The following is a 13,011-nucleotide window of genomic DNA, read 5'->3' on the forward strand; positions in this document are numbered from 1 at the left end:
GGCGTTGAGCCCATAGCCTTTCATTTTACTCTTGAATGTCAAAGATGCTCTCTGACAAATCAAGATGCAGGAGCACTTTGGTGCCCTTGCCCGGCGCCGATTCGACGCGCGTATAAGAGTGCGGTCCATAAAAGCGATGGATACGCTCAGAAATATTGTGCATAGCCACGCCGGCGCCGCCGCCTTGCGGGGAACTGGCATCGGGACGGGCGGAGCGATCATCAAACAGCCTGGCGGCGGTGCCCTCGTCCATGCCCACACCGTTGTCGGCCACGGCAATCAGGATTGCGTCGTCGCCGTCTTGATGGACGGTCACGTCGATCCGCAGGGCACCGTCATCGCCCATGCCATGCCGCACGGCGTTCTCGACGATGGGCTGGATTACAAAGGCCGGGACCAACGTGTCCTCGACATCCTCGGAGACATCGAAGGTCGCCAGCACGCGGTCCTCGCCAAAGCGCGCCTTCTCAAACGTCAGGTAGCGCTTGGTCTGGGCAACCTCACGCGAGACCTGGATAAGCGACCCCGAGTTGTCGAGCGTGGCGCGGTAGAACGAGGAGAACTCGCGCAGCAGCTCGCGGGCGCGTAGCGGGTCAGTACGCGTAAACGACGCGATGGTGTTGAGCGTGTTGAACAGGAAGTGCGGGTTGATCTGCGCCTGCAGGGCGCGCACCTCGGCACGGGCCGTGAGCTCCTTTTGCACCTCGAGCTCGTGGATGGCGAGCTGCGTGGACAGGATCTCGGCAAAGCCCGAGGCGAGCGCATACTGGGTGCGGTCGACGGCACGCGGGGTCTTGTAGTAGAACTTGAGCGTGCCGACGGTGCGGTCGCCCACCTTGATGGGCGCGATGATACCGGCGGGGACATGGTTGTGTGATCCATCCGAACCCACCACGTCCACCTCGCGGTTGAATGACTGAACGATGCCGTGCTCGATAACGTAGCGCGTGGCAAGTGTGTGGATGGGTGAATCGGGCAGCAGCTTTTCCTCAAACTCGCCCGCGCAGGCCAGTACGTTGCTCTCATCGGTGATGACAACGGTCATGGCACGTGTCTCGGGCAAAATGCGCTGGCACACCAGACGCGCCGACTCCTGCGTCAGGCCGCCTTTGATGTCCTCGAGCATGGCAGAGGCCACCGAAAGCGTCTCTTCGGTGTACTGCGAACGCACCGAATCGGGATTGAGCGTCAAAAAGATAAAAATGCACAGTAAGATGCACAGCGGTGCGCAGGCGACCACGGTCGCGATTGGCTCGATTCCAGTCGCCAGGGCAAAAACAAAGTACATCAGCACAAAAATGGCGCAGACAACAGCGATCACGCGAAAGATTGATATTGAATTATCGCGCTGGGCGCGGCGGTCAATCATTCAGCCCCCTCCAGGATGCTAATCAGTTGTGCGTCGCGCCAAAGTTCGTCCATGATCTTGGGCCAGAAGCTCTGGAAACGCAGATAGCTTGCGGCGTTTTGGCGCGCGTAGGTCTTGGCCTCGTCAATACCGTGGCGCCAAATGCGTAGATACCCCTCGTGCTCGCGGGTAAACAGGCTGCGGACCATGGCGGTCTTGCGCACTCGGTCGTCGAGCTCGCGCGAGATCCACGGACCCGGATAGGGCATGAGTGATGCGGCCGTAACCGGAATGAGCTCCTTTTGGTGCGCAGCGAACGTCAGCTTGGCCCGCTCGTAGTACCAACGGTACACGTCCTGCATAAAGCGCGGCGAGCGCTTCTCGGACTCGGGCGGCAGGTGACGAACGGTCCACTCGTTGTCAAACCATACGTCGTAGCCAAACATGCGCATGTTAAAGAGGTAGTCCAGGTCCTCGCCGCGGGTGATAAACGGGTCAAACGCCACACGGGTAAAGGCGCGGGCGTGCAGGGCCATCAGGCCGCCGCACACGTAATTGGAGCGCGAGATGCGGGTGCCCGAGAGTGCCTTTTTCATCCAACGATTAAACTCGATGCGCTTGGTCCACCAACGATGGCAAATGCCTGCTTTGTCCGTGGGAGCCAGCGGCGACCCGTCGCGATCGTAAAAGTATCCGCTCTTGACTAAAATCGGCAGGCCCTGACGCGTCTGCTGGCCCAGCGCATAGGTCGCACGTTTCATGAAGTCGGCATCGATGACGGTCTCGTCGTCATCCAAAAACACAACCGCGTCGTGCCCCAGCACCGCCGCGCAGGCAAGACCCATGTTGCGGATGGCGCCGTAGCCGCGCAGGCTCACGCACTCGCCCGAGCCCTTGGGCGCAATCTGTGCCACGCGGTCGGCAACACGCGAAGCCTGAGTATTGGTAACGATGGTGACCTTAAGTGTGGGATGCGCATGAACGATTTCGTGCACGCGATGGGATACGTCGGCCGTGGCGGAAACCGGACAGACCACCAAGAGAATGATACGCGGAATGTCGCGCACCTGCTCGAGCGAAGTCAGGCAGCGATCGAGTTCCGGGTTGGCGGCATTGAGCGACGTCGAGTGATCGTAGGTGCCGGGAGCGTTTGCTTGGATATCATCGCCCGCCCAATATGTTGGGATCACAACCGTGGCGTTCAAACCTTTACCCTCCTTGCAACACAAAAACGGGGCGCCGCCAAACACAGGCGACGCCCCGCGACCTAGCTGGTTCCATCATACCCACTTGGGCTAAACATTGTTCGGGAGTCAGAATGATTTATGCGGCTACTTCCAAAAGAGTACTGCAGATAGGCACAATTGCTGTACTGAGCCCGGTTGCCTTACGCCGCCGTCTGAGCCATGCGGGACAGACGGACCAGCAGCACAAAGCCAAGCACCAGCAGCACACCGATGGAAAGGACACCCAGCGACGGGTTGCCGGTCAGCGAGGTGACGACCGACACCAGGAAGGTGCCCATCACGCTTGCGTAGCGGCCAAAGATATCAAAGAAGCCGTAGTACTCGTTTGACTTTTCCTTGGGGATGATGCGGCCAAAATAGCTGCGGCTGAGCGCCTGCACGCCACCCTGGAACAAGCCAACCAAAATGGCGAGCACCCAGAACTCAAAGGCAGTCTTGAGGAAAAACGCGGCAAAGAGCACGATGCCCATGTAGGCGGCGACGGCCACCATGATCATGTTGAGTGTGCCCACGCGACCGGCGAGCTTACCGTAGATGATGGCGGACGGGAAAGCGACGAACTGCGTGACGAGCAGTGCCAGCACCAGCTGGGTCGAATCGATGCCCAAAGCCGAGCCGTAGCTGGTTGCCATGGAGATGACCGTATGGACGCCATCGATGTAGAAGAAGAACGCGATCATATACAGAAGGATGGTCTTGTTGCTGGCGATCTCGCGCATGGTATGCCTGACCTCGGAGAACACACCACCCACAATGTGACCGAGACTGTCCTGGGAACCACGCTCGCGACCGTACTTTTGCTTATAGGTGCGGATGAGTGGCAAGGTAAAGATGAGCCACCAGGCACCGGTGATGATAAACGACAGGCGCGTCGCCAGCATGGTGGGGATGCCGAGGGCGGGACCACCCATAATGAGCGCCAGGCAGACGATGAACGGAACGGTGGAGCCGATATAGCCCCAGGCGAAGCCCGAGCTCGACACAGCATCCATACGCTCGTCGGTAGTGATGTCGGGCAGCATGGCGTCGTAGAACGTCATGGACGAGTTGAGGCCGATGGTGCACAGCACGTAGACGGTCAAAAACGCCATCGCGGACATGGGGATGGCCTGCGCAAAGCAAAGCACGAGGCCCGTAAGGAAAAAGCCCATGAAGAACTTGATCTTGTTGCCGGCGTAGTCGGCAAGTGCACCCAGAACGGGCATGAGCATGGCAATGACCAACGAGGCGATCGTCTGCGCGTTGCCCCAGGCAACCACCAGGTCGGCCGAAGAAGCGCCGGTATTGATGGCATTGAAGTAGATGGGCACCACCGAGGTATTGAGCAGCACGAGGGCCGAGTTGCCCACATCGTACATAACCCAGTTACGCTCGAGCTTGGTGTATTTCATGGACAGGGCCCCTTCGTATTCGCCCGATATGCAGTTAGTTCATCGTACTCCAATTGTCCAGAGGCGCCGATAAGGATTCGGCAAAGGAGCACGCACGATCCCTACTCCTCGCGGTCGAACTCTTCGTCGGCGCCAAGCACGCGGCCGCTGTAATTAACGTGGTTGGTCACGGCTTCCATATCGCCGGTCTCGATAAAGCGGGCAACCGTGCACTCGTAATCGAGCAGCGCGCGGTCAAAGACCTCGGGGAAGCTCTCGGTCGAGACTTCATCGGTAAAGGGGTTCTTCCATGCCAAGTGGCCCAGGTTGCCGGTACGCTCGGGCAGCCCGGTCGTCACGCGGTGCGCAAGGCCGTCGAGCAGCGAATAATCGTGCACCAAGCCCTCGAGCAGGGCAATCGCGCGCGCCTTGGCCGAACCGGCCGGCTCGATAGTGCGGTAGAGCATCTGCATGTCCGAGACGGCGCCGGCGTACTCCCCCGCCGGGATGTCGATACCGTACACGCGCCCGGCGACGTAGCTCATCAGCACGCCGGCAACGCGATTGATGCGGTCGGTAGTGACGATCTCGCCCGCCGGCGGATAATCCTCAACCGTGGCCCCATCGCGCTTGAGCTGCAGCATCAGCACGTCCAGGTCGCTTTCGAGCACGGCATGGACTTGGCTGCCCGAAGCCTCGAGCTCGGGGTCGGAATCAACAATGCCAAACTGCTGCTCGTAGACAAAGGGGTGGGCATTGCGATCGAGCACATAGTGCGACAGCAGGCCCAGCGCAAAGGCGCGACCCAGATTGGCGTCGCGCGGCTGCAGGTGCGACACGCCGTCGCGCAGACACGAGAACTGGCGCGACATGCGCGAGCGGTGCATGACCTGAGCAAGCGACGTACAGTCGGAAATGCGCGGCGTGAGTATGTGGAAGAAGAACGGGTCGGGGCCTTGGTTTCCCAGGATAAAGGCGATGCGCTCCTCGTCGGACGTGATAACGCCCTGCGGAAGACGGTCGATGCTTTCCTCGCCAAACAGATGATGCGTAATGAGCGCGGGCATAATGATCCTTTCGATTTCATTCGATGCCACCCATTATGCCCACCGCACGGTCATACCAAACCTGCGGTGGTAAACGATGGCATGCAGGCCGACTACGCAAGTCCCAGGTGCGCTTTAACCTCGGCAGCGCGACGGCGTGAAACGGGCACCGTCGAGCTCACACGGTCGAGCCTGAGCTCCATCAGGCCCGTGGAGCCGATCTCGACATTATGCACGTCTTCCAAATTAACCAGATAGCTGCGATGGACGCGGATAAAGCCCTCGGAGGCCAGGCGCCGCTCGAGCGAGGAAATCGACTCATTGATCAGGTATGTTCCCTCGGCGCAGACGGCGTTGCAAAAATCGGCGCGCGCCTCAAAGTAGCAGACATCCGCCACGGGAATGAACACCCTTTTGCCCCCGCGATCCACCGTCAGGCGCAAAGGCTGGCGCGGAGCATGGACGACACGACGAGCACCCAGGGCAGTCTCGATCTTGTCGAGTGCCTTTGACAGGCGGGCATCCTCCACCGGTTTGACGACGTAATCGACCGCATCGAGGTTATAGGCATCGGCCGCATACTCGGCAAATGCCGTCACAAACACCACGACCGGCGGCGTCTTTAGGTTCTGCAGCGTCTCGGCAAGCTCAATTCCCGAGCGACCGGGCATGGTTATGTCTAAAAACAGCACGTCGGGCTTGTTCGACAGAATCAACTCCACGGCTTCGGTGACATTGCCCGCCTCGGCAATCTGACCCACACGCGTATCCTGTTCCAACAGATAGCGTAGCTCAGCCCTAATGGGAGGCTCGTCATCAACCACCAAGATGTTCCAGCCCTCGGACATATGCGCTTCCCCTCTTTTTCTCTCAATCCAACCGCATGCTACACCGTTAGCGGCGCCGGCTCATGCGGCTCGCCGTTCAGCTCAACGATGACCTGCGTTCCCACGCCCTCCTGGGACTTCACGCGCATGCCAGAATCTTCTCCGTAAAAGAAATGGATGCGCTGAAGCACGTTGAAGAGCGCCAGGCCGCAACCTCGCTTGACGGAGCCGTCGGCGGTAATGCTCTCGGGTTCCTCTCGGCAATGCTGCTCAAACAGATGCGCGCAGACTTCTTCGCTCATCCCGATACCGTCATCTTCGACGATGATCTCCAAGCCGTCATCGGTCTCAAAAGCCCTAACACGAATAGAAAGCGGCTCGGTCTCGCGCTGCGCATGCTTGATGCAGTTTTCGAGCAACGGCTGCAAGATAAACGGCGGTACCAGGCTGTCGCGCACCTCAAAGTCGATATCGACCGAAACGCGCAGACGGCCGTCGCCATACCGGGCCTGCATAAGATTGATATAACGAGTGCCCTGTTCCACCTCGTGCTTGAGCGTGGTGAGCGTATCGGAGTCAGAAAGCGTCTGACGATAGTAGTTGGAAAAGTCGATCAGCAACGATCGTGCCTTGTCGGGCTCGGTTCGAACGAGCGACACGATCGTGCTAATGGTATTGAATAGAAAATGCGGATCGACCTGCGACTGCAGGGCGCGAAGCTCAACGCGGGCCGTGAGCTCGTCCTGGCGCTCGAGCTCAAAGCTGGCAAGCTGCGTGGAAATGAGATCGGCAAAGCCCGAGGCCAACGCCGTCTGGCGCATATCGATGCTGCTCAGGCGGGGATAGTACAGCTCGAGCGTACCCACGCAATGCCCGCGTACGGTAAGCGGCGCGACAATGCCGGCACGCAAACGGGGAAAATAGCCGCCCGTCTCATAGGAGGCGTCACGCGAAAACACGCTCTGTTCGCCGGTCTCGATCACGTTGAGCGTGGTCTTGAGCACGACCGGGGTGCCGGCAGGGCATTTTGCCGAGTCCTCGCCCCAGCTTGCCAGCACCTGCTTGCCGTCGGTAAAGCAGATGGCAGAGGCAATGGTCTCGGACAGGATGATTTTGGAGGCGCCCAGGGCCGCTTCGGGCGTAAGGCCGCGCGACGTGTAGGCGAATATCTTTGATGCGATGGCGAGCGTACGGTCGGTTGCGCTCGATGTAAGGTCGTCGGGGACCACAAAGACATACGAGAAGAAGAAGCACAGCATGACCAGGCCGGCAATAACGACAACGCCTGGAACGGGATTGGGATTATCGGTTAAATCCCAGATAAGCAGCAGGATAAGCGCCGGAACGACAATACCGAGCAGGATGGCCTGGACCACATGCTGGGCCGTACGAAAGACCTTGGTAGAGTTGTAGCTCTTGCCCAGAATCAGCCTGTTTAAATCCACCGTCATCCCCTCTTGTCCGTGGCACCGATAGCAATAAAGAGGGCCGCAAGCGACCCTCTCCATTGCATTATGCAATCAAAAACTGTGTTTTACATCCAGCCATCGACAAACGGTATCTTAGGCGCTGTATTTGTTGGCCTCGCCAAAGGTGCCAGCCTCGACGATCCAGCCGTCCTTCATGATGACGTCCATGTTGTCGGTGTTGAGCACGTGGATGTCGGCGGCGACGTCACCGTTGACGACCAGCAGGTCGGCGCACTTGCCGGCCTCGATGGAACCGGTCTCGTCCTCGATGTGGCACATCTTGGCACCGTTGAGGGTAGCGCAGGTAATGGTCTCGACCGGGGTGAAGCCGATCTTGTCGACGAACTCGTACATCTCCTCGATGGAGCAGGTGCCGTACGGGGTGACGAAGGAGAAGGAGTCGGAGCCGATCGTCATGACGACGCCGCGCTTCTTGGCCTCGCGCAGGCAGTCGTAATTGCGCTGCAGCTCCTTCTCGACCAGGGTGCCCTCGTACTTGTCGTGCAGCTCGGGGACGTAGACGGGTGGATAGGTGGCGTACCAGGTGGGCAGGAAGGCGATTGTCGGGGTAAAGAAGGTGCCCTGCTCGGCCATGAGGTCCATGGTGCGCTCATCGATATCGAAGCCGTGGATCAGCTGCTCGCAGCCAAAGCGGACGGAATCGTAGGCAGCGGCGTGGTTGTTGTAGCAGTGGCTCCACACGGGGATACCGACCATCTTTGCCTCTTCGACCACGGCCTGGATCTCCTCGGAGCAGTAGTGCTGGTCGCGACCGGAGTCCCAGCGCCAGATGCCGCCACCGGTAGCCCAGATCTTGATGGCATCGGGGTTCTCGCGCAGGCGGCGACGGACGGCCTTGCGAAGATCCCAAGGACCGTCGACCTGGTCGCCCCAGGGATGGGATTCCTTGTTGAGCTCCTGGGTGCAGTGGTGGGAGTCACCGTGACCGGCAACGCGGCAGAAGCCGAGGCCGGTGGCCAGAACGCGCGGACCCTTAAAAACGCCCTTGTCGATGCAGTCACGGATCTGGATACCAAAGCGGCCAATCTCGCAGACGGTCGTGAGGCCGTGGGTGAGGCAGTCGTAGGCCTGCTTGACGGCGACTGCCTGCTTCTCGAGGAGCGGCTGCATGACCCAGTCGGTGTCATCGTCGGTCAGGTTGCCCGAGAAGTGCAGGTGGGTGTCGATCAGGCCGGGAAGGACGGTCTTGCCGGCGGCGTCGATAACCTCAACACCCTCGGGAAGGTCCTGCATAGTGCCGGCGTACTCGATCTTGCCGTTGTCGTCGACGAGAACGAGGGAGTTCTCGACCGGCTCGGCACCGGTACCGTCGATGAGCTTGCCGCCAACGATTGCATACTGAGTGGACATGGTTCCTCCTTATGGATCCATATAGTGGGCGAGGCCGTGTTGGGTTAAAGCCTCACAAAGCTACCCAAGTGATGCCGGGTTCGGTGCGCGGAGGGGAGGGTCCCGCGCACCCGATCCGCCCCGGCTAGGCGTTACTTTTTGCGGGAATTGGTGAACGCCATGAGGGCCAGGCCAATAGCCAACCAGCCGATCACGATGCTCCACTCCACCATGTTGAGGGAGGCGGGAGAGAACGGGATCACGAGCAGGCCGATGATGATGGCGCAGGCAGCGATAGCGAGGCCGATGCCAAACTTGCCGCCGGGCACCTCGTAGGGACGAGGCAGGTCGGGCTCGGTGAAGCGCATACGCAGGCAGGCGAGGGCGACCATGCCGCAGGAGAAGATAAAGGCGAGAGCCGACACGTTGGTCAGGGGGATGAGCATGTTCTTGCCCAGGAACGGACCGATGACGGTGATGACGCCCAGAACGACGCAGGCGAGCTTGGGAGCGCCGGACTTGGGGTCGACCTCGGCGAACTTCTCGGGCAGCTGACCCTTGCGGCCCATGGCGAGCATGATGCGGCTCGTAGCGCCATAGAAGGAGTTCATCGGGCCCATCGGTCCAAGCGTGGCGATGACGAGCATGGCCAGGTACAGGAGCATGTTGATGCCCTTGAGGCAGGCAAGCGCAGGAACCGGGCTCTTAACAAACTCATGCCAGTCGAGGATGGTGCCGAACGAATAGATACAGACCATGTAGAAGCCGCCGGCGGCCAGCAGGGCCAGGGAGATGATCTTGCCGAACTTGTTCCAGTTGAGGCCCTCGGCCGCTTCCTCAGCCTGCTGAGGAATGGTATCGAAACCGGCGTAGAAGAACGGGGTCAGAACCAGGACCGACACGATGCCGGCGAACAGGCTGGTGCTCTCGGTAGCGGCCTTGCCGCCGCCGGCGCCAGCGACCTGGGAGAACACGGGCATGGCATTGTCCGGCGAGCCGGTGAACAGCGAGACGCCCATGGCGAGCAGCATGCCGCAGAGCAGAGCCTTGGTCAGGAAGGCCTGGAGCTTGGCGGCCGAGCTGGCACCGCGGAAGTTGAGGAAGATGACGTAGACTGCAAAGCCGAGCGCGATCAGCGTCGGGAACAGGTAAACGTCGGCCCCCAGGATGGTGTAGAGCTTGACGGCGCGTAGCCACTCAAGGCCGGGCAGGCTGCCGAACATCTCGGACACGAGGGTCGAAATGGCGATGGCCTCCCACGGGCACAGGATGCCGTTGCCCAGGGCCAAAAGCCATCCGGTGATGTAGCTCAGCGTACGGCCAAAGCTACGGTCGACATACTCGACGATGCCGCCCGAGATGGGGATGGCAGCCGTGAGCTCACCGAAAACAGCTCCGACGGGCACGAGGAAGATTGCACCCAAGAGGAATGCGATCATAGCGGGAACGGGACCGCCGCCCACGACCATCCAGTCGCCGACCTGCAGAACCCAACCGGTGCCGATGATGGCACCGAAACCGATGGTGAAGAAGTTCCAAAGCGAAAGCGTTTTCTTCATGCCGCCGTTATCCTCAATTGCAACTTCTGTGTTCTTGTCCGCCATTGTTCCCCTCCTTTCCTTTTTGACGCCCCTTGGCGTCGCCCCTTGTACAGTCTGTCTGACCGCACACTTATAATTCGTGACTTTACAATACGGCCTTGGCGCAGCATGGCCGCCCATGGCTCGACCGAAGGCAGAACTGCAAAACGAGCGGCGCCGTTTTTGGGACGAACGGCACGGTTTGCCGCTCATTGTTGCCGCCCGCCCGACGGGCGCACGCTCATCGGACGCATATAGAGATGTTTTTGAGGCCGTGTGTTTTGCGCCTTTCGTACCGTTTACCGAGCTTTTGACGCGCAGACCCATTTGTTACACATCTTTTTTGTAGGATAGACAGGCTATACATGAGACAAGGCGGTACGAATGGCATACGGATACAACGACGGCGATCAACGGCGACAAAGCGTTCGCCTTGCTGGCCGCACCACGCCGACGCCTAGAAGTGCCACGAGCAGCAATCCGCAACGCCCTCAAGAGCAACCCAGGACTTCGTCTCGGCAGCAGACAAGCAGAACACGGCAGAGTGGCCGTCCGAGCACGGACACAAGCACACAGCAAGATCGCCGCTTGGGCGCGCGCACTCGACAGCGTCAGGCCGAGGTTCCGCAACTGAGCCACAACGGCGCACGTCAGCCCGGCATCCATATCAGCCGCTTCTTTTCGCATCCCCAAGGCGGACGCGACGGCAAGCCTTACCGCCCGACATCGTACGTGAATGCCCCCGCCCCGCCGGCTCGTCGACTTTGCCTCGCACTGTGCTCTATCCTCGCCTGTCTGGTCTTTGTGCTTATGAGCTCCTGTATGTCCCACGGCTCGGCCGGTCTCGAGCCCACCGCCGAGGAAAAGCTGCTCAAGGCCCCCGTCGCGCCCGGTTATTCTTTCGCCTTTTCGACCCCGCGCTCGCAATGGCAAGCCGGAACGATGCCCCATATCTATCAGATCGACCCTGCGTGGTCGGAGCTGCCTTACGCCGGCGGCACCATCCGCCAAAATGCCTGTGGGCCCACGTGCCTCACCATGGTCTATATCTTTAAGACGGGACGCACCGATATGACCCCCGTCGATATGTGCGCGCTTTCCGAGGCGGGCAATTACGCCCCCACCGGTGCAACCGAATGGTCGTTCATGACGAGCGGCGCGTGGCAGTTGGGACTTAACGGAACGGAGCTCCATGACGATCGCGACTCGATGACTCAGGCGCTGCGTTCGGGAGCGCCCGTCATCGCCGCCGTTCGACCGGGCACCTTTACCAACGTGGGCCACTACATTGTGCTTTACGGTATTGACGACGCCGACCAGATTGAAGTCTTCGATCCCAACTCGGCCAGCCGCAGCGCCCGCCGCTGGGGCGTCGTAGAGGTCCTTAACGAAGTCGAAGCCATGTGGGCCTACTACTAGTCATTGGGCACTCATTGGGGACAGACTTAAATGAGTACCTGGGAAACTGTGCCCCGCTTTGGACACTCATTGTGGGATGCGCTTTCCGCAGTTGATCGGGACCACTCATTTAAGTCTGTCCCCAATGACCAGCCCTAGGCTGCCGGCAGGAAAGGAACATCCCCAAGTGCCGGATTCCCAAGTGCCGGGTTGAAACAAAAGCCCCGCAGTCGGAGCGGACCGCGGGGCTCATGAAGAGAGGCTAGTTTGTGGGCGCTTTGCTTGGCGCCCACGAGAGAGGCAACAGAGTAGGGACTACTCGTGGATGCGGGTACCGGAGAGGCCAGCCATGGTCTCGGCAGCCTTGTCCAGGGCGCCGATGATGCAGGTGCGGCCCTTGCGCGAACGGGCGAACTTGATGGCAGCGCGGACCTTGGGCTCCATGGAACCCTTGCCGAACTGGCCCTCGTCGGCCAGGCGCTCGGCCTCGTCGGCGGTGAGGTCCTCGAGCTCCTCCTGGTCGGGCTTGCCGAAGTTGATGGCGACATGCTCGACGGCGGTCAACAGGAACAGAACGTCGGCGTCGCAGTCCTCGGCCAGCAGCTCGCCGCCCAGGTCCTTGTCGATGACGGCGGGAACACCCTTGTAGCAACCCTTGTTCTCATAGTCGCGGACGACGGGGATGCCGCCGCCACCGCAGGCGATGACGATGAACTCGTTATCGAGCAGGTTGAGGATGGAGTCAGCCTCGACGATCTTCTTGGGATCGGGGGAAGCGACGACGCGACGCCAGCCGCGACCGGAATCCTCGACGAAGACCTTGGAAGGATCCTCGGCCATGAACTCGCGGGCCTGCTCCTCGGTGTAGAAGGGGCCGATCGGCTTGGTCGGGTTCTTGAACGCAGGATCGTCCGGGTCGCACTCGATCTGGGTGACGACGGTTGCGGCGTGCCAACGCTTATAGCGCTTGTGCATCTCGCGGCCAATGCCCTGCTGCAGGTGATAGCCGATGTAGCCCTGGGACATGGCGCCGCACTCGGGCAGCGGCATCTCGGGGGTGCCGATGGCGTCATGGGCAGCGGCGAAGGCGTTCTGGATCATGCCGACCTGCGGGCCGTTGCCGTGGGTGATGATGATCTCGTTGCCCTGCTCGATAAGACCAAGGAGAGCGTGGGCGGTGTTACTCACGGCCTCGATCTGCTCGACGGGGTTGTTGCCGAGGGCGTTGCCGCCAAGGGCGACGACAATACGATCGGGCTTGCCAAGAGGCTTAGACATTGCTGGAATCCTTTCTGTAAAAGGCCTACAACCCATTAATAACCCGCGTCCGTGCGATACGCGAGTTTATTAAGGTTTATATTCTCTTTATCGCTCAT

The 13,011-nt window shown here is 60.3% G+C and carries 10 protein-coding genes; 1 reads left to right on the forward strand and 9 read right to left on the reverse strand.

The genetic code is table 11. The features are described 5' to 3' along the window. Positions 1–25: 25 nt before the first annotated feature. The 8 genes from GT495_RS03760 to GT495_RS03795 form a co-directional block, all read right to left on the reverse strand. Positions 26–1,369, reverse strand: a complete 1,344-nt coding sequence (locus GT495_RS03760; protein WP_161161543.1) for a histidine kinase — start codon at positions 1,367–1,369, stop codon at positions 26–28. Next, entirely contained in the window at positions 1,366–2,553 is a 1,188-nt protein-coding gene (locus tag GT495_RS03765) for a glycosyltransferase (protein ID WP_161161544.1), read from the reverse strand. The genes GT495_RS03760 and GT495_RS03765 overlap by 4 nt, the downstream gene beginning before the upstream one ends. 182 nt (positions 2,554–2,735) lie before the next feature. After that, positions 2,736–3,986: an MFS transporter gene (locus tag GT495_RS03770; protein ID WP_161161545.1), complete on the reverse strand. Its 1,251-nt coding sequence runs from the start codon at positions 3,984–3,986 to the stop codon at positions 2,736–2,738. Between the two features lie 101 nt (positions 3,987–4,087). Further along, positions 4,088–5,032, reverse strand: a complete 945-nt coding sequence (locus GT495_RS03775) for a zinc dependent phospholipase C family protein (RefSeq protein ID WP_161161546.1) — start codon at positions 5,030–5,032, stop codon at positions 4,088–4,090. A gap of 92 nt (positions 5,033–5,124) precedes the next feature. Next, the gene (locus GT495_RS03780) at positions 5,125–5,859 is read right to left on the reverse strand and encodes a LytTR family DNA-binding domain-containing protein (RefSeq protein WP_161161547.1); all 735 of its coding nucleotides are present in this window, start codon (positions 5,857–5,859) and stop codon (positions 5,125–5,127) included. Positions 5,860–5,897: 38 nt separating this feature from the next. Next, on the reverse strand, positions 5,898–7,283 hold the full coding sequence (locus tag GT495_RS03785; RefSeq protein ID WP_370457583.1) for a sensor histidine kinase: 1,386 nt from the start codon (positions 7,281–7,283) through the stop codon (positions 5,898–5,900). A 117-nt stretch (positions 7,284–7,400) separates the two neighbouring features. Beyond that, entirely contained in the window at positions 7,401–8,678 is a 1,278-nt protein-coding gene (locus GT495_RS03790) for an amidohydrolase family protein (RefSeq protein ID WP_161161549.1), read from the reverse strand. A 131-nt stretch (positions 8,679–8,809) separates the two neighbouring features. Then, complete coding sequence (locus tag GT495_RS03795) at positions 8,810–10,261, reverse strand: APC family permease (RefSeq protein WP_161161550.1); 1,452 nt, start codon at positions 10,259–10,261, stop codon at positions 8,810–8,812. A gap of 564 nt (positions 10,262–10,825) precedes the next feature. On the opposite strand from GT495_RS03795, the gene GT495_RS10835 reads away from it, so the two are divergent. After that, positions 10,826–11,656, forward strand: coding sequence for a C39 family peptidase (locus GT495_RS10835; RefSeq protein WP_240128085.1), 831 nt, complete (start codon positions 10,826–10,828; stop codon positions 11,654–11,656). 294 nt (positions 11,657–11,950) lie between these two features. On the opposite strand, the gene arcC is transcribed toward GT495_RS10835, so the two are convergent. After that, on the reverse strand, positions 11,951–12,913 hold the full coding sequence (gene arcC, locus GT495_RS03805) for a carbamate kinase (protein WP_152074142.1): 963 nt from the start codon (positions 12,911–12,913) through the stop codon (positions 11,951–11,953). Positions 12,914–13,011 lie beyond the last annotated feature (98 nt).

Origin of the sequence: Collinsella sp. BIOML-A6, from assembly GCF_009875845.1 — a bacterium.
GTDB classification, from domain to species: Bacteria; Actinomycetota; Coriobacteriia; order Coriobacteriales; family Coriobacteriaceae; genus Collinsella; species Collinsella aerofaciens_H.